Source organism: Methylorubrum rhodesianum, assembly GCF_014199985.1.
Lineage (GTDB): Bacteria > Pseudomonadota > Alphaproteobacteria > Rhizobiales > Beijerinckiaceae > Methylobacterium > Methylobacterium rhodesianum.
On sequence record NZ_JACHOS010000020.1, the window covers coordinates 22,815 to 38,182 of the forward strand.

General features: G+C 71.7%; 14 protein-coding genes. 9 read left to right on the top strand and 5 right to left on the bottom strand.

The features are described 5' to 3' along the window. Positions 1-111: 111 nt before the first annotated feature. From HNR01_RS23225 to HNR01_RS23235, 3 genes are all read left to right on the top strand, one after another. Positions 112-435, top strand: coding sequence for a hypothetical protein (locus HNR01_RS23225; protein WP_153875408.1), 324 nt, complete (start codon positions 112-114; stop codon positions 433-435). Positions 436-625: 190 nt separating this feature from the next. Further along, positions 626-3,373 (top strand): DNA mismatch repair protein MutS, encoded by a 2,748-nt coding sequence (mutS, locus tag HNR01_RS23230; RefSeq protein ID WP_183670147.1) that lies wholly within the window; start codon positions 626-628, stop codon positions 3,371-3,373. Between the two features lie 180 nt (positions 3,374-3,553). Then, a complete protein-coding gene (locus tag HNR01_RS23235; RefSeq protein ID WP_183670149.1) occupies positions 3,554-5,680 on the top strand; it encodes a protein-disulfide reductase DsbD family protein in 2,127 nt (708 codons plus the stop codon). Between the two features lie 168 nt (positions 5,681-5,848). Here the strand turns inward: HNR01_RS23235 and wrbA are convergent, their stop codons facing one another. Then, the gene (wrbA, locus tag HNR01_RS23240) at positions 5,849-6,448 is read right to left on the bottom strand and encodes an NAD(P)H:quinone oxidoreductase (RefSeq protein ID WP_017483836.1); all 600 of its coding nucleotides are present in this window, start codon (positions 6,446-6,448) and stop codon (positions 5,849-5,851) included. Positions 6,449-6,632: 184 nt separating this feature from the next. Between wrbA and HNR01_RS23245 the strand changes: the two genes are divergently transcribed. The 5 genes from HNR01_RS23245 to HNR01_RS23265 all read left to right on the top strand — a co-directional run bounded on the left by HNR01_RS23245 (position 6,633) and on the right by HNR01_RS23265 (position 9,757). Then, entirely contained in the window at positions 6,633-7,523 is an 891-nt protein-coding gene (locus tag HNR01_RS23245) for a LysR family transcriptional regulator (RefSeq protein ID WP_246750797.1), read from the top strand. 168 nt (positions 7,524-7,691) lie between these two features. Continuing rightward, positions 7,692-8,396, top strand: coding sequence for a DUF1013 domain-containing protein (locus HNR01_RS23250; RefSeq protein ID WP_017483838.1), 705 nt, complete (start codon positions 7,692-7,694; stop codon positions 8,394-8,396). A gap of 130 nt (positions 8,397-8,526) precedes the next feature. Beyond that, entirely contained in the window at positions 8,527-9,132 is a 606-nt protein-coding gene (locus tag HNR01_RS23255) for a hypothetical protein (RefSeq protein WP_153875413.1), read from the top strand. Between the two features lie 48 nt (positions 9,133-9,180). Beyond that, on the top strand, positions 9,181-9,426 hold the full coding sequence (locus HNR01_RS23260; RefSeq protein WP_017483840.1) for a type II toxin-antitoxin system ParD family antitoxin: 246 nt from the start codon (positions 9,181-9,183) through the stop codon (positions 9,424-9,426). Positions 9,427-9,442: 16 nt separating this feature from the next. After that, the gene (locus HNR01_RS23265; protein WP_096487014.1) at positions 9,443-9,757 is read left to right on the top strand and encodes a type II toxin-antitoxin system RelE/ParE family toxin; all 315 of its coding nucleotides are present in this window, start codon (positions 9,443-9,445) and stop codon (positions 9,755-9,757) included. A gap of 9 nt (positions 9,758-9,766) precedes the next feature. Here the strand turns inward: HNR01_RS23265 and HNR01_RS23270 are convergent, their stop codons facing one another. Continuing rightward, the gene (locus tag HNR01_RS23270; protein ID WP_153875414.1) at positions 9,767-11,245 is read right to left on the bottom strand and encodes an MFS transporter; all 1,479 of its coding nucleotides are present in this window, start codon (positions 11,243-11,245) and stop codon (positions 9,767-9,769) included. 185 nt (positions 11,246-11,430) lie between these two features. Between HNR01_RS23270 and HNR01_RS23275 the strand changes: the two genes are divergently transcribed. Next, the gene (locus tag HNR01_RS23275) at positions 11,431-11,655 is read left to right on the top strand and encodes a hypothetical protein (RefSeq protein ID WP_246417620.1); all 225 of its coding nucleotides are present in this window, start codon (positions 11,431-11,433) and stop codon (positions 11,653-11,655) included. Between the two features lie 60 nt (positions 11,656-11,715). Here HNR01_RS23275 and HNR01_RS23280 read toward each other — a convergent pair whose 3' ends face one another. Genes HNR01_RS23280 through HNR01_RS23290 form a run of 3 tightly spaced genes read right to left on the bottom strand, consistent with a single transcriptional unit; the run spans position 11,716 to position 15,316 of the window. Then, entirely contained in the window at positions 11,716-12,801 is a 1,086-nt protein-coding gene (locus tag HNR01_RS23280) for an ABC transporter permease (RefSeq protein WP_183670153.1), read from the bottom strand. Further along, positions 12,798-13,721, bottom strand: a complete 924-nt coding sequence (locus HNR01_RS23285; protein WP_183670155.1) for an ABC transporter permease — start codon at positions 13,719-13,721, stop codon at positions 12,798-12,800. Before HNR01_RS23285 ends, HNR01_RS23280 begins: the two co-directional genes overlap by 4 nt. Next, a complete protein-coding gene (locus HNR01_RS23290) occupies positions 13,718-15,316 on the bottom strand; it encodes a peptide ABC transporter substrate-binding protein (RefSeq protein ID WP_183670157.1) in 1,599 nt (532 codons plus the stop codon). The genes HNR01_RS23285 and HNR01_RS23290 overlap by 4 nt, the downstream gene beginning before the upstream one ends. Positions 15,317-15,368: the final 52 nt, after the last annotated feature.

Consider the following 15,368-nt stretch of genomic DNA (forward strand, 5'->3'; position numbering starts at 1 on the left):
ATCCAACACGAAAATTTGTTAACATAGCTTGATCTCTACTCGGAACGGAGGGGTGAACGACGAATTGTGCGCTCGGCGTGCGTTCCATGCACGCGACGGAGAAAGACGACGATGCGTATTGCCCTGACACTCGCAGCCGGTGTGCTGCTCGGCAGCTTCGGCCTGGGAATCGGGGCCGCGTCGGCCGCCCCCGCGATGCCGGCTCCCGGCGTGATCGCCGGCGACACGGTCGAGACCGTGCGCGACCATGGCCGGCACCACCGGCGCTGGCACCGCTCCCATCGCAGTGTCCTCGGCCACCACCACTCGACCAAGGCGCAGCGCCACCGCCGCCGCATGAACACCTATCGCCACGGCAACCCGAACGCCCGCAACCCGGAGCGGCCCGGCTACCAGCAGCAGCTCGGCAACACCACGGGCGGCCCGCGCTACTGAGGCCCTCGCCCTCCGGAGGCGACGTCTGTTGGAAGAGGCCCGTCCGGCGCGACGCCGGGCGGGCCTCGGCCGTTCTCGCGGCGCCGTCGCCGCCGCCGCTTGCGAGGGCTGGGGAGAGCGCCCACTTGTCCACGGACTTCACGGGCGGCCGACGATGCCCGTCCGGCGCGGGACTGCTAGCCTCCGCTCCATGCCCAGACCCCAGCGTCCCCAACCCCTCGAACGGCGTGCCCAGGCGGCGGATACGGTGACCTCCTCGCCCCTCGACATCCCCGGCGCCACGCCGATGATGGCGCAGTACATCGAGATCAAGGCCGCCAATCCGGACTGCCTGCTCTTCTACCGGATGGGGGACTTCTACGAGCTGTTCTTCGAGGATGCGGAGATCGCCTCCCGGGCGCTGGGCATCGTCCTGACCAAGCGGGGCAAGCACGGCGGCGCCGACATCCCGATGTGCGGCGTGCCCCTGGAGCGGGCCGACGATTACCTCCACCGGCTGATCGCGCTCGGCCACCGCGTCGCTGTCTGCCAGCAGACCGAGGACGCGGCCGAGGCCAAGAAGCGGGGCCCGAAATCGGTGGTGCGGCGCGAGGTGATTCGCCTCGTCACGCCGGGGACGCTGACCGAGGACCGCCTGCTCGACCCGACCCGGGCCAACCTGCTGCTCGCCATCGGGCGGCGGAGGGTCTCCGACACCCGCGAAGCCTACGGGCTCGCCGCCCTCGACATCTCGACCGGGCGCTTCTCCCTGAGCGAGGTGGACGGCCCGGAACTCGCCGCGGCCATCGCCCGGCACGAGCCGCGGGAAATCGTGCTCTCGGAGGTGATCCACGCCGACCCGGCGCTGGCCAAGCTGTGGCGCGAGACCAGCGCGGCGGTGGTGCCGCTGGCCCAGGGCGAGCTGGAGCCGGCCTCGGCCGAGCGGCGCCTGCGCGAGCAGTTCGGCGTCAAGACCCTCGACGGGTTCGGCCATTTCTCCCGGGCGGAGATCGCCGCGGCCGGGGCGGCTTTGCTCTATCTCGAACGCACCCAGCTCGGCACCCGCGTGCCGCTCTCCGCCCCGAGCCGGGAGGCCACGGGGGCGACGCTCGCCATCGACGCGGCCACCCGCGCCAATCTCGAACTCACCCGCACTCTCTCGGGCGAGCGCAAGGGGAGCCTGCTCGACGCGATCGACCGCACGGTCTCGGCGGGCGGCGCCCGGCTGCTGGCCGAGCACCTCGCCGGCCCGCTCACCGACCTGGGAAAGATCGCGAGGCGGCACGATGCCGTCGCGTTCCTGGCCGAGGACGGGGCGCTGCGCGCGCATCTGCGCGACGCCCTGCGCGCCGCCCCCGACATCGCCCGCGCGCTCTCCCGCGTCGGCCTGAACCGCGCCGGCCCGCGCGATCTCGCCGCCCTGCGCGACGGGCTCGACGCCGCCGCGACCCTCAGCGCGCGCCTGGCGCGGGAGGATCTGCCGGACGGCCTCACGCGTCTCGCCCGCCGCCTCGACCGGGCCGACCGGGCTCTCGCGGACGAACTGGCCCGGGCGCTCGCCGACGACCTGCCGCTCAACCGCCGCGACGGCAATTTCGTGCGCGCGGGCTACCACGCCGAGATCGACGAGGCCCGGCTGCTCGGCCAGGACTCGCGAAAGGTCATCGCCGCGCTCCAGGCGCGCTACGCCGAGGCCACCGGCTGCCGGACGCTCCGGATCAAGCACAACAACGTGCTCGGCTACTACATCGAGGTGCCGCAGGCGGTGGGCGAGGCCTGCCTCAAGGGCCTGATGCAGGACTTCGTGCATCGCCAGACCATGGTCGACGCGATGCGCTTCACCAGCGTCGAACTCGGCGAACTCGAATCGAAGATCGCGGGGGCCTCCGACCGGGTTCTGGCGCTCGAATCCGAGGTGTTCGACCGCCTCGCGGCCCTGGTGGGTGAACGGGCCGACACGATCGCCGACATCGCCGAGGCGCTGTCCGGCCTCGACGTGGCGGCGAGCCACGCCGAATTGGCGGTCGAGCAAGCCTGGACCCGGCCGGTCATCGACGACAGCCTCGCCTTCGAGATCGCGGGCGGGCGCCATCCCGTGGTGGAGGCGGCGCTGACCCGAGCGGGCGAAGCCTTCATCGCCAACGATTGCGATCTCTCAGGGGGTGAGGCCGGGCGCATCCGCCTCGTCACCGGCCCGAACATGGGCGGCAAGTCGACCTTCCTGCGCCAGAACGCGCTGATCGCCGTGCTGGCGCAGATGGGCGCCTTCGTGCCGGCCGCCTCCGCCCGGCTCGGCGTGGTCGATCGCCTGTTCTCCCGCGTCGGCGCGGCCGACGACCTCGCCCGGGGGCACTCGACCTTCATGGTCGAGATGGTCGAGACGGCCGCGATTTTGAATCAGGCGACGCGCCGCTCGCTGGTGGTGCTCGACGAGATCGGCCGCGGCACCGCGACCTTCGACGGGCTCTCCATCGCCTGGGCCTGCCTGGAGCACCTGCACGAGAAGAACGGCTGCCGGGCGCTGTTCGCGACCCACTTCCACGAATTGACGGCGCTGAGCCAGCGCCTGCCGCGCCTCGACAACGCGACGCTGAAGGTCGCCGAGGACCGCGGCGAGGTGGTGTTCCTGCACGAGGTGGTGCCGGGGGTGGCCGAGCGCTCCTACGGCCTTCAGGTCGCCCGCCTCGCCGGCCTGCCGCCGAGCGTGGTGGCGCGCGCCGGCGCGATCCTCAAAGGTCTCGAAAACTCCGAGCGTGAGCGCCCTGCCCGCCGCAAGATCGAGGACCTGCCGCTCTTCGCGAGCCTCTCCTCGGCACCGCCGCCCCCGACGGAGCCGGTGAAGCCCGAGCCGGACGACCGGCTCGGGCGGCTGATCGACAGCCTCGATCCCGACGCGCTGACCCCGCGCGAGGCGCTCGACGCGCTCTACCGGCTGAAGAAGGAGCGGGCGGCGGGGTGACGCCGGGTCGGACCGGCGGCGCGGTTCGAGGCCGCGGGATGGGGCGGATCACGGGGCGGGGACGATCTGCTATAGAGCGTCGCTGATGACAGCCGGCCCGCTCCGGCCCGACAGGTGGCTGCCCCGCGGATCCGGATGGTCTCGCGGGGCAAGGACACCGGGCCGTTCAGAAACAGATCGATGCTCCGTCTCCTCCTCGCCCTCCTCCTGACATTGGCCGCCCCCGGCCTGGCCGCCGCGCAGGGAGCCATGACGACGGCCAAGGCCAAGGATCTCGTGCGGGCGAGCCTCGTCGCCGAGAGCGAGGCGCTGGTGCCCGGCGGCACGGTGACGCTCGGCCTGCGCATGGCGATGAAGCCGGGCTGGCACGTCTACTGGCGCAATCCCGGCGATTCCGGCCTGCCGCCCGAGATGGCATGGCGTCTCCCCGCCGGATTCTCGGTCGGCCCGGTGCAGTGGCCGGCCCCGGAGCGGATCCCGGTCCAGACCCTGATGAATTTCGGCTACGAGGGCACCGTCACGCTGCTGGTGCCGCTCACGGTGCCCGAGAGCGCCAGGGTCGGCGAGACCGTGCGGCTCGCGGGCACGCTGTCCTACCTCGTCTGCGAGGAGATCTGCATTCCGGGCTCGGCGGAGCTGAGCCTCGACCTGCCGGTAGCGGGATCGGCGGAGCCGGCCTCGGGGCAGGCCGCCCTGTTCGCCCGCGCCCGCGCTGCCCTGCCCGAGACCGCCCCCGGCCCGGTCCGCACCACCCGCGAGGGCGACCGCCTTGTGCTGCGTCTCGACCGTCCGGACCTGGCGGAGGTGAGCGGAGCCGCCTTCTTCCCCTACGCGGAGGGGGCTCTCGACAACGCCGCGCCGCAGGATCTTACCGTCGATGCCGCCGGACTGCGCCTCACCCTCACGCCGGGCGATGCGGGGCAGCCGGCCGAGGCGCTCGCCGGCGTGCTCACCCTCACCGAGGCCGGCGCGCGCAGGGCCTATGCGCTGGGGCCGGAGCCCACGCCCGCGCCGTCGGCGGCCGCTGTCGTCGCCACCGCGCCCGAGGCGGCTCCCGCCCCGTCGGGCGAGGAGACCCTGACGCTGTGGAGCGCGGCCGGGCTGGCGCTGCTGGGCGGCCTCATCCTCAACCTGATGCCCTGCGTGTTTCCCGTTCTCTCGATCAAGGTGTTGAGCCTCGTGCGGCAGGCCGGTGAATCCGCCACCCGTGTGAGGCTGCACGGGCTGGCCTACACCGCGGGCGTGCTCGCGAGCTTCCTCGGGCTCGCGGGTCTCCTGATCGCGCTCAAGGCGGGGGGCGCCGGCATCGGCTGGGGCTTCCAGCTCCAGTCCCCCGTCGTCGTGGCGCTGCTGGCCTACGGGTTGTTCGCCATGGGTCTCAGCCTGTCGGGCGTGGTGCATCTCGGCGGCGGGATCGTCGGGCTCGGCGACGGGCTGACCCGGCGGGCAGGCTATCAGGGCTCGTTCTTCACCGGCGTGCTGGCGACCCTGGTCGCCACCCCCTGCACGGCGCCGTTCATGGGCGCGGCGGTGGGCTTCGCCCTGACGCAGTCGACACCCGCCGCGCTCGCCGTCTTCGCCAGCCTCGGCCTCGGGCTCGCGCTGCCGTTCCTGGGACTCACCCTGTTCCCGCGGGCGCTGCGGCTGCTGCCGCGGCCGGGTGCCTGGATGGACGTGCTGAAGGGCGCGCTCGCCTTCCCCGTCTACGCCACGGTGGCGTGGCTCGTCTGGGTGCTGGCCCAGCAGGTCGGGCCGGACGGGCTGCTCGCGGGGCTGACCGGCCTCGTGCTGGTGGCGCTCGCCGCCTGGGCCTGGGAGCGCGCCCGCCATGCGGGGCGGCTCGGCACGAGCCTCAGCCGGGCCGCGGCCGTGGTCGCGCTCGCCGCCTCCCTCGGTCTCGTCGTCGTCCTCGACGGCGACCGCGCCGCCGCCCGCGGCACGGCCCTGGCGCAGGGCGAGGAGGCATTCACGCAGGCCCGCCTCGACGCCCTGAGGGCGGAGGGTCGCACGGTGTTCGTGGACATGACGGCGGCGTGGTGCATCACCTGCCAGGTCAACGAGCGCACGGTGCTCGCCCGCGACGGCGTGCAGGCGGCGTTCCGGGCGGGACAGGTGGCCTATCTCAAGGGTGACTGGACCAACCAGAACCCGGAGATCACCCGCCTGTTGGAGCATCACGGCCGCAGCGGCGTGCCGCTCTACCTCGTCTATCGCGGGACGCGCGAGGCGCAGGTGCTGCCGCAGATCCTGACGGAAGGGATCGTGCTCGCGGCGATCGGTCAGAAGGACGTCGCGGCGGCCCGATAGGGCTCGATCCGGTTCAGCGCATTCCCTCTCCCCGCATGCGGGGAGAGGGCTTCGGTGATCTTGTGGCGGCCGAAGCAAGCCGGCCGGCGAGGGTGAGGGGGCCTGAGCCGCAAGGGTCCCCTTAAGAGACCCCTTCGAATGCGCCCCTCACCACCACCGAGGACTGCCTCAGCCGGCGAGCTTGGCCGCGATGCCGGCCACGTGGCGGCCCTGGAAGCGAGCGCCGTCGAGCTCGACCTGGGAGGGCTGGCGCGAGCCGTCGCCGTCGGCGATCGTGGTGGCGCCGTAGGGCGAATTGCCCTTCACCTGCTCGACGCCGTTCTGGCCCGCGAAGCTGTAGGGCAGGCCCACCACCACCATGCCGTGGTGGAACATCACCGTGTGGAAGCTCGTCAGCGTGGTCTCCTGGCCGCCGTGCTGCGAGGCGGTCGAGGTGAAGGCCGAGCCGACCTTGCCGACGAGCGCGCCCTTCGCCCACAGGCCGCCAGTCTGGTCGATGAACTGCTTCATCTGCGAGGCCATGTTGCCGTAGCGGGTGGGCGTGCCGAAGATGATGGCGTCGTACTCGGCCAGTTCCTCGACGGTGGCGATCGGCGCCTCCTGATCGAGCTTGTAGTGGAACTGCCGGGCCACCTCCTCCGGCACCAGCTCCGGCACGCGCTTGACCGCGACCTCGGCCCCGGCCTCGCGGGCGCCCTCGGCCACGGCCCGGGCCATCTGCTCCACATGGCCCCAGGACGAGTAGTAGAGCACCAGAACCTTCGCCATCGTCATCTCTCCTGTTCGCGGGCCCGGCGCCTCGTCCGGGATGGGCTCTCGGCCCTGGACGGAAGCGAGGCGTTCGGTTCGAGCCCGAGCGTCGAATGCGCCACCCATATGAAGGTTCGCCCTGTTTGCAGAAATGCCCCGTCGTGCAAGACCATCCTTGCAAGTCTGCAAGGAGGAGGGTGGAGTGCCGGTGGCGTGGGACGAATTCCGCCTCGTGCGGGCCATCGCCGAGCGGGGAGCGCTGGCACCGGCCGCGGCCCATCTCGGCATCAATCCCTCCACGGCCTTCCGCCGCCTCGCCGCCATCGAGGCGGAGCTCGGCGCACGCCTGTTCGAGCGCCACCGCTCCGGCTACGTGGCGACGCCGGCAGGCGAGGCGATGGCGGCCTCCGCCGCGCGGATGGAGGAGGAGGTCGCCCGCTTCGACCGGGAGGTCGCCGATCGGGCGCAGACGCCCTCGGGCCTTCTGCGCGTCACCGCCGCCGGGACCCTGGTGACCGACCTCCTGATGCCGATGCTCGGTCGCTTCCGGGCACGCTACCGACAAGTCCAGATCGAGCTCATCACCTCCGAGGAGGCGCTGAACCTGTCCCGCCGCGACGCGGACGTGGCCCTGCGCGCCACCCGGGACCCGCCGCCCAACCTCGTCGGGCGCCGGCTCGCCACCATCGCCTGGGCGGTCTACGGCCCGGCCCAGGCGATGGTGGACGGCGCCGAGGCCGACTGGGTCAGCCCCAGCGAGGCGGTAGCCGGCGGCCTCTTCGCCCGCTTCGTCGCCGCCCGCGCCGGGCCGGAACGGGTGGCCCTGCGCCTCAACACCGTGCAGGGCCTGTGCGAGGCGATCTGCGAGGGCATCGGCATCGGGCCGCTGCCCTGCTATCGCGGCGACCGGCTCGCGCAGCTGCGCCGCCTCTCGGGGCCGGAGCCGGCGTTGGCCGGCACGCTCTGGCTCCTGACCCATCCGGACCTGCGCCACGCGGCGCGGGTGCGCGCCTTCATGGATCATGTCGCCGCCGAGGTCGCGCCCCTGCGCCCTGCCCTGGAGGGGCGTCCGAGCCACGGATCCGTACCGTGAACCAGATTGCGCAACGGCCGGTCCCGCCTGTATAAGAGGCAATCCCCTCATTCATCGCGACATGGGATCCTTCGGGCCTGACCGGGCCGGAGGCCGCGGGAGAGCCTTTCCGGACTCCTGCGCCTTTCCCCGCCGCGAACCACGAAAAACCGCCTGGAGCTTTGTCCGATGTCCCAAGGTCCGCTGATGCCGAAGGCGACCGCCGTGTGGCTCGTCGAGAACACCTCGCTCGCCTTCGAGCAGATCGCCGACTTCTGCAAGCTGCACCCGCTCGAGGTGAAGGGCATCGCCGACGGCGAGGTCGCGGCGGGCATCAAGGGCCTCGATCCGATCACCACCGGCCAGCTCACCCGCGACGAGATCGAGAAGGCGCAGAAGTCGCCGCATTACCGGCTCAAGGTCGCGGTCTCGAAGGTGAAGCTGCCCGAGGTCAAGCGCACCACCAAGGGCCCGCGCTACACGCCCCTGTCGCGCCGCCAGGACCGGCCGAACGCGATCCTCTGGCTGATCCGCAACCATCCCGAGCTGAAGGACGCACAGATCATCCGCCTCGTCGGCACCACCAAGGCGACGATCCAGCAGATCCGCGAGCGGACCCACTGGAACTCCGCCTCGCTCCAGCCGATGGACCCGGTGACGCTCGGCCTGTGCTCGCAGATCGACCTCGACTTCGAGGTGCAGCGCGCCGCCAAGGACCGCCCCGCCGTGCTGCCGACGGATGGTGGCGCCAAGCTCCTGCCGACCGAGATCTCGACCGCCCCGGCCGCCGAGGAGCGGGAGGAGGAGCGCGACGAGGAGGATCTCAACGCCGACGCGGTCTTCGCCAAGCTCAAGGGTATGAGCCGCATCGACGAGGACGACGACGAGGAGTGATCTCCTCGGCGCCGCGGCCCCGCCCGCGGGCGGCCGACCCAAAGAAAGAAACTGCTCGCCCGCACGCACCAAATGAGAAATAATGCTGGTCGGCCGCTCCCGCGGAGCGGCGGCAGCGCGAGGACGTGGTATGATCCACGGTGGCGTGACCGAGAGCGGCTCTCCCCCGAGCGGCTCGAGTCCCGGCGGCCTGGCGGAGGGCGGCATGACCGGTCCCGCCTTGTCCGACGAACCTGCGGCCGCGCTCGCGGAGCGGACGCCCCCCCAGCTGTCCGGCGAGCCGGTGACGCTCGCCGAATCCCTGATCAGCGAAGCCGGCTGGGGGCCGGAGAATTTCTGCACCGACGGTCCGAACCCGCCCTACCTGCGCATCGGCGGCAAGCTGCGGGTGACGCTCACGGAGTTCGAGCCCTGCTTCGCCTCGTTCCGCCGCGACCGCGGCCCGTTCCGCTCCAAGGTCGCGATCGTCGATCACCTCGCCAAGTACGACGCGATCATGGTCGATCCCCTGGCATTCGAGGAATGCTTCGGCCCCGGTGAGGGAACCGAGACGGTGTTCCCGTTCGGCGCGTGGCTGGAGATCCGCCGCGTCGGCTTCGGCGGCCTCGACCTGTGGGGCAAGCGCCAGGGCGCCGTGACGCTCCCGCTCGACGCCCTGGCGGTGGCCTCGGCGATCTGGTTGCGGCGGAAGGATCGATCCGGAGAGCCGTCGACGGCCTCAACCATGAGCGGCTGATCCAATCCGCGCGTTTTCTGCTATCCTCGACAGGGTGAGGAGAGCGGCATGAACGTTTCCGTGGGCGATCGCTGGGAAGGATTCATCGAGCAGGTCGTGCGCGAGGGGCGTTATGCGTCCGCGGGTGACGTCGTGCGCGAGGGGCTGCGGCTGGTCGAGGAACGGGAAGCGCGCCTCGGCGCTCTTCGGGAAACGCTTGCTGCGTCCCTTGCAGCGGGAGGAGAGGTCAGCGAGAGCGAGATCGATGCCGCGCTCGCGGCTCGGAGCGCGCAGCTCGAAGCCGAGGGCTTCTGATCTCGACTGTCCGAGCGTGAGACGACCCGTCTTCCTGGCCGCCGCCAGAGCCGACCTCCTGCAGATTCTCGAGGATGTGACCCGCGCCAGCGGAAGCCTTGCGACGGGGCAGAGCTTCGTTCGCCAATTGCGGGCGCAGTGCCACCGTCTCGCAGGTCTTCCCGGTACCTTGGGCCGAGCCCGGCCGGACCTGCAGCCCGACATTCGCAGCAGCCCGTACCGGGGTTACATCATCTTCTTCCGCTATCTCGGCGATCGGTTCGAGATCGTGAACATCCTTCATTCCCGGCGGGACATCGACGATGTTTTCGCGGCCGACGAGACGCCGTAGCGTCCTGGCTCACGCCGAGGCCAGCGGCTTCGACACGTCCTCCAGCGACTTGCCCTCGGCCGCAGTCCCCCAGACCGCGCCGACGACGGCCGCCACCGCCATCAGCGCCGCGCCGATGAGGTAGCCGACCAGCACGAGGTCGCGCGAGCCGGTCTCGACCAGGGTGCCGAACAGGAGCGGGCCGGAGACGCCGCCGATGCCGGTGCCGATGGCGTAGAAGGCGGCGATGGCCAGCGCCCGGATCTCGAGCGGGAAGGTCTCGGCCACGGTGAGGTAGGCGGAGCTCGCGGCCGCCGAGGCGAAGAAGAACACGCCCATCCACGCCGCGGTCTGGCCCACGGGGCCGAGCAGGTCGGCGCGGAAGACGAGGCCGACGACGGCGAGCAGCACCGCCGAGATGCCGTAGGTGGCCCCGATCATCGGGCGCCGTCCCACCGTGTCGAACAGCCGCCCCAGCACCAGCGGGCCGAGGAAGGAGCCGAGCGCGAAGGGCAGCAGGTACCAGCCGACATCGCCGCCGGGCACGTCGTAGAAGCGCTCCAGCACCAGCGCGTAGGTGAAGAACAGCGCGTTGTAGAAGAAGGCCTGGGCGATCATCAGCGCCAGCCCGACCATGGTCTGGCGGCGGCTCGTGACGAACATCGCCTGCGCCACCTCGGACAGGGGCGTGTGGCTGCGGACCTTGAGCCTGAGGTGCCGCGACTCGTCCGGCGGGGGCAGGGTGATGCCCTCGTCCGTGAAGCGCTTCTCGATGCCCGACACCACCCGGTCGGCCTCCGCCGCGTAGCCGTGGGTGACGAGCCAGCGCGGGCTTTCGGGGATCCAGGTGCGCAGCAGCAGGATCACGAGGCCGATGCCGCCGCCGACGAAGAAGGCGATGCGCCAGCCCCAGGCCGGGTCGATCCATTCCGGGCGCAGGAGCGCGATCGACAGGAAGGAGCCGAGCGCCGCCCCGATCCAGAACGAGCCGTTGATGACGAGGTCGGTCCAGCCGCGCACGCGCGCCGGGATCAGCTCCTGAATGGTCGAGTTGATCGCGGTGTACTCGCCGCCGATGCCCGCCCCCGTGAGGAAGCGAAACAGGCAGAAGCTGTAGATGTCCCACGACAGGCCGGTGGCCGCGGTCGCCATGAGGTAGAGGGCCAGCGTGATGAAGAACAGCTTCTTGCGGCCGATGCGGTCGGTGAGCCAGCCGAAGCCGACGGCACCGACGACGGCGCCGATCAGGTAGGAACTCGCGGCGAGGCCGACATCGAACTCGGTGAAGGACATCGGCTCCTTGCGCAGCGCCCCGACGAGAGCGCCCGCCAGCGTCACTTCGAGTCCGTCGAGCACCCAGGTGATGCCGAGCGCGACGATGACGAGGGTGTGGAAGCGGCCGAAGGGCAGACGGTCGAGGCGGGCGGAGATGTCGGTGTCGATGACGGTGCCGGCCGCGACGCGCTCGGGCGCCGTGGCCCCGGCCTGACCTTCCGCTCGGCTCGTCATGGACCCTCCGTTTACCCTGACTCGGCAAAAGTGTTCGCAACCCGGCCCGCCAGGGGCACGCGACGGCGTTCGGAAACGCTTCAGGTTGTGGAATGGCCCCATTCGCCGGGCTGCCCGCCATGACTTTTTTCGCGCATCGTTCCGCCAGAACCCTGCTTCCTCCGATCGCCGCCGGACTGGCCTCCATGGGGGCCGTCATCGCACTCTCGACGCTGGCCAGCGCCGGCGGGGCCGAGCGCTGGGCCCTGCGCCCCAAGGCGCCGCCTGCTCCGGCCATGTCCGAGCCCGGCCCGATCGTGGCCGCGCCCGCCCTGCGCGGCTCGAGGGCCATTCCGGTCTCGGATCTGCCCGGCGAGCGGCGCACGGTGCGCATCGTCTATCAGGGCTACCTGCCGGCCGAGTCCCGCTAGCCCCTGTCGTCCGGACCGTGCTCTTCTCGAAGGCCGGCGGGCACCGTTCGGAACGAGGCTCTACAGCCTCGGGTCGAGCGCCTCGCCGAGGCCGTCGCCGAGCCGGTTCAAGGCCACCAGGGTGACGACGAGGAAGCCCGCCGGTGCGGCGAGCATCCAGGGCGCGGATTCGATCGCCCGCGACCCTTCCGCGATCAGCACGCCCCAGGAGGTCGCCGGCTCCTGCACGCCGAGGCCGAGGAAGGACAGGAAGCTCTCCAGCAGGATCACCCGCGGCACCAGCAGCGTCGCCGCCGCGATGATCGGCCCGAGCGTGTTGGGCACGATGTGGCGGGCGATGACCGACTCCGTCGAGAGCCCCAGGGCGTAGGCGGCACGGACGAAGTCGCGGCTTTTCAGGGAGAGCGTCTGGGTGCGGACGATGCGGGCCATGTCGAGCCACTCAACCGCCGCCACCGCCACCAGCACCAGCCACAGGCCGGCGCGGAAGAACACCAGCAGCATGATGACGAAGAACACGAAGGGCAGGGCGTAGAGGATGTCGAGGAGGCGCATCATCAGCGCATCGACCCGGCCCCCGGCCATGCCGGAGACCGCGCCGTAGGCGACGCCGATGAGGAGCGCGGCGAGCGCCGCGGTCAGCCCGATCAGCAGGGAGACCTGCCCCGCCGCGAGGCAGCGGGAGAGGAGGTCGCGCCCGAGCGCGTCGGTGCCGAGGAGGAAGACCCGTTTCCGGATCGGCACTTCGGCGACGAGCCGGCGGCCGTCCGCGGAGCGTTCCCGCACGGCCGCCTCGCCGAACAGGCCGGAGCGGGGCAGCAGGCGGAAGGCGCGCAGGTCGATGGGTTTCTGCGCCGTCAGCGTCAGGCGCACCCGGTCGCCGTACTGAACCACCTCCTCCAGCGAGACCCGCATCCGGAAGGCGAGGCGCTGCAGCGCCGGCCGCACCTCGTCGGGCCGCGGATGGGCGGCGAGGCCCGGGGCGACCCGGACGACGTCCGGGTAGATCCGCTCCGGCGGATGGCCGGTGAGCGACGGGCCGATCAGGCAGGCCAGCGCGATCAGCACGAGGCTCGCGAGGGCCGCGAGCGCCGGCCGGTCGCGGGCGAGGCGGCGGCGGGCGAGACCGGCCAGCGCCGCGCTCATGCCGACGGCCTCAGGCGCGGATCGAGGGCGGCGGCGATCACGTCGGCGATCAGGTTGAAGACGATCACCATCACGGCCACCAGCACCACCGTGCCCATCACCAGGGTGTAGTCGCGGTTGAGCGCCCCCTCGACGAAGTAGCGGCCGATGCCGGGCAGGCCGAAGATGGTCTCGACCACCACCGAACCGGTCATCAGCCCCGCCGCCAGCGGCCCCAGCGTCGCGACCACGGGGAGCAGCCCCCCGCGCAGCGCATGCCGGGCGATGCGCGCCCGCGACAGCCCCATGGCGCGCTGGGTGCGGATATGCGGCTGGATCAGCACCTCGCCGAGCGAGGCGCGGGTGAGCCGGGCGATGCCCGCCGCGTGGGGCAGGGCCAGCGTGAGGACCGGCAGGACGAGGTTCCTGGGATTCCCGTCGGCCCAACCGCCGACGGGGAGCCATGCGAGCCCGAGGCCGAAGACGATCTGGAACAGGGGGGCGGTGACGAAGTTCGGCACCGCCAGCCCGAGGGAGGCGGCGAGCCCCACCAGCCGGTCGGCGATGCCGCCGCGATCGCTCGCGGCGAGGCTGCCGAAAAGAAGGCCGAGGGCCAGCGCGAGCACGAGGGCGAGGCTGCCGAGCGTCGCCGAGACCGGCAGACCGCGGGCGAACAGGTCGGTGACGGTCAGGTCGCGGAATGTGAAGGAGGGACCGAGATCGCCCCGCAGCAGGCTCAGGAGGTAATGCCCGAACTGCACGATCAACGGCTGATCGAGCCCGTAGACCCGGCGCAGGTTCTCCATCGCCGCCGGCGGCAGCGGCCGCTCGAGATCGAACGGGCCGCCCGGCGCCAGCCGGATCAGGAAGAAGCTGCCGGCGACGACGAGGAACAGCGTCGGCAGGCTCTGGGCGATCCGGCGGGCGATGAGGGCGATCACGGATCGAGCCGGAGATAGCGGGTGGGGGCGACGTTGCGGATGTTCGGGTGCATCCCATGCAGCCGCGGCGCGATCAGCGCCTTCGAGCGGTAGTGCAGCAGCGGCAGCCAGGGCAGTTCGTCGAGCACGATGGTTTCCGCGTCGAACAGCATCCGCGCGCGGGCCTGCACGTCGCGCGCCTGCGCCGCCGCGGCGAGCAGGCCGTCGAAGCGCGGGTTCGACCAGCGCCCGGCATTGAAGCCGTCATTGCCGGTGCGCAGCAGAAACAGGAAATTCTGCGGATCGGAATAGTCGGCGACCCAGGACATCCGGGCGAGGTCGAACGGGCCGCCGTCGCGCAGGTAGGCGAAGTGGGTCTTGGCGTCGGTGGAGACGAAGCGGGTCTCGACACCGATGCCGCGCCAGGCATCAGCCAGCGCGATCGCGGTGTTGCGGTTGTTGTCGGTGACGTTGAAGCGGTACTCGATCCGCAGCGGGTTGCCCGGCCCGTAGCCGGCCTGCGCCAGCAGCCGCAGCGCCTCCTCCTCGCGGTCGATCGGCCCGTCCTCGCGGCCCGGCAGCAGCGGCGGCGGCAGCGCGTTGTCGAGGCCCGGAGGGCAGAAGGAATAGGCCGAGGCCATGGTCTGCCCCCACACGATCTCGGCCAGGAACTCCCGGTCGACCGCGAGCGAGAGGGCCCGGCGCACCCGCGGGTCGTCGAAGGGCTTCTTGCGCAGGTTGAACGCGATGGCGAGCAGGCCGAGCCCCGGCCCGAGCTGCACCTGCGCGCCGAAGCGGTTCTTCAGCGAGGCGATCTGGTCGGCGGGCAGATCGGAGAGGGAGTCGATCTCGCCGGCCGCGTAGCGCCGCACCGCCGCGGCGAGATCCGGGGTCGGGATCACGTCGACCCGCTCGATCGGGATCGCGGCGGCGTCGCGATGATGCGGATTCTTCGTCAGGGTGATGCGGTCGTTCGGCACCCAGTCGACCAGGGCGTAGGGACCGTTCGAGACGAGGTTGCCGGGCCGTGCGAAGGCGTCGCCCCAGCGCTCCAGCGAGGGGCGATGAACCGGCAGCGAGGTCTGGTGGGTGAGGAGTTCGAGGAGGTAGGGCACCGGCTCGGCGAGCCCGATCTCCAGCGTGCGGGGGTCGGGGGCCGCCACCGCCAGCGTCTCCGGCGGCTGCCCGCCCGCGTTGACCGCCGCCGCGCCGCGGATCGGGAACAGCACCTCGGCGTATTTCGCCGCCGTCCTGGGATCGAGGATGCGGCGCAGGGAGAACAGAAAGTCGTCGGCGGTCACCGCATCGCCGTTCGACCAGCGCCCGTCCGGGCGGAGATGGAAGCGGTAGGTGAGGCGGTCGTCGGAGACGGTCCAGCGCTCGGCCATGCCGGGGATGATGGCGCCGCGGTTGTCGTAGGTCAGCAGGCCCTCGAACAGGTCGCGCAGGAGATGCGCCTCGGCGACCGTCGAGGTCTTGTGCGGATCGAGCGTCTCGGGATCGGCGTCGTTGCCGCGGCGGTAGACGGGGGCGGCCGCCCGCGCGGGACCGGGCAAGGCGAGCCCGGCGGCCAGAGCCGCGCCGCCGTGCAGGACGCTGCGCCTGAGGAGGCTCATCGCTTAACCGACGCTCCAGCGGTGGCGGGGCGCCGGGAGGGTCGCGGACGGG

What these genes read in the sequence shown, in the direction of transcription:
- HNR01_RS23290 (WP_183670157.1), bottom strand. Translation starts at nt 15,316, where the DNA reads ATGAGCCTCCTCAGGCGCAGCGTCCTGCACGGCGGCGCGGCTCTGGCC.
- HNR01_RS23250 (WP_017483838.1), top strand. Translation starts at nt 7,692, where the DNA reads ATGTCCCAAGGTCCGCTGATGCCGAAGGCGACCGCCGTGTGGCTCGTC.
- HNR01_RS23260 (WP_017483840.1), top strand. Translation starts at nt 9,181, where the DNA reads ATGAACGTTTCCGTGGGCGATCGCTGGGAAGGATTCATCGAGCAGGTC.
- HNR01_RS23280 (WP_183670153.1), bottom strand. Translation starts at nt 12,801, where the DNA reads ATGAGCGCGGCGCTGGCCGGTCTCGCCCGCCGCCGCCTCGCCCGCGAC.
- HNR01_RS23270 (WP_153875414.1), bottom strand. Translation starts at nt 11,245, where the DNA reads ATGACGAGCCGAGCGGAAGGTCAGGCCGGGGCCACGGCGCCCGAGCGC.
- HNR01_RS23255 (WP_153875413.1), top strand. Translation starts at nt 8,527, where the DNA reads ATGATCCACGGTGGCGTGACCGAGAGCGGCTCTCCCCCGAGCGGCTCG.
- HNR01_RS23225 (WP_153875408.1), top strand. Translation starts at nt 112, where the DNA reads ATGCGTATTGCCCTGACACTCGCAGCCGGTGTGCTGCTCGGCAGCTTC.
- mutS (WP_183670147.1), top strand. Translation starts at nt 626, where the DNA reads ATGCCCAGACCCCAGCGTCCCCAACCCCTCGAACGGCGTGCCCAGGCG.
- wrbA (WP_017483836.1), bottom strand. Translation starts at nt 6,448, where the DNA reads ATGGCGAAGGTTCTGGTGCTCTACTACTCGTCCTGGGGCCATGTGGAG.
- HNR01_RS23275 (WP_246417620.1), top strand. Translation starts at nt 11,431, where the DNA reads ATGGGGGCCGTCATCGCACTCTCGACGCTGGCCAGCGCCGGCGGGGCC.
- HNR01_RS23235 (WP_183670149.1), top strand. Translation starts at nt 3,554, where the DNA reads ATGCTCCGTCTCCTCCTCGCCCTCCTCCTGACATTGGCCGCCCCCGGC.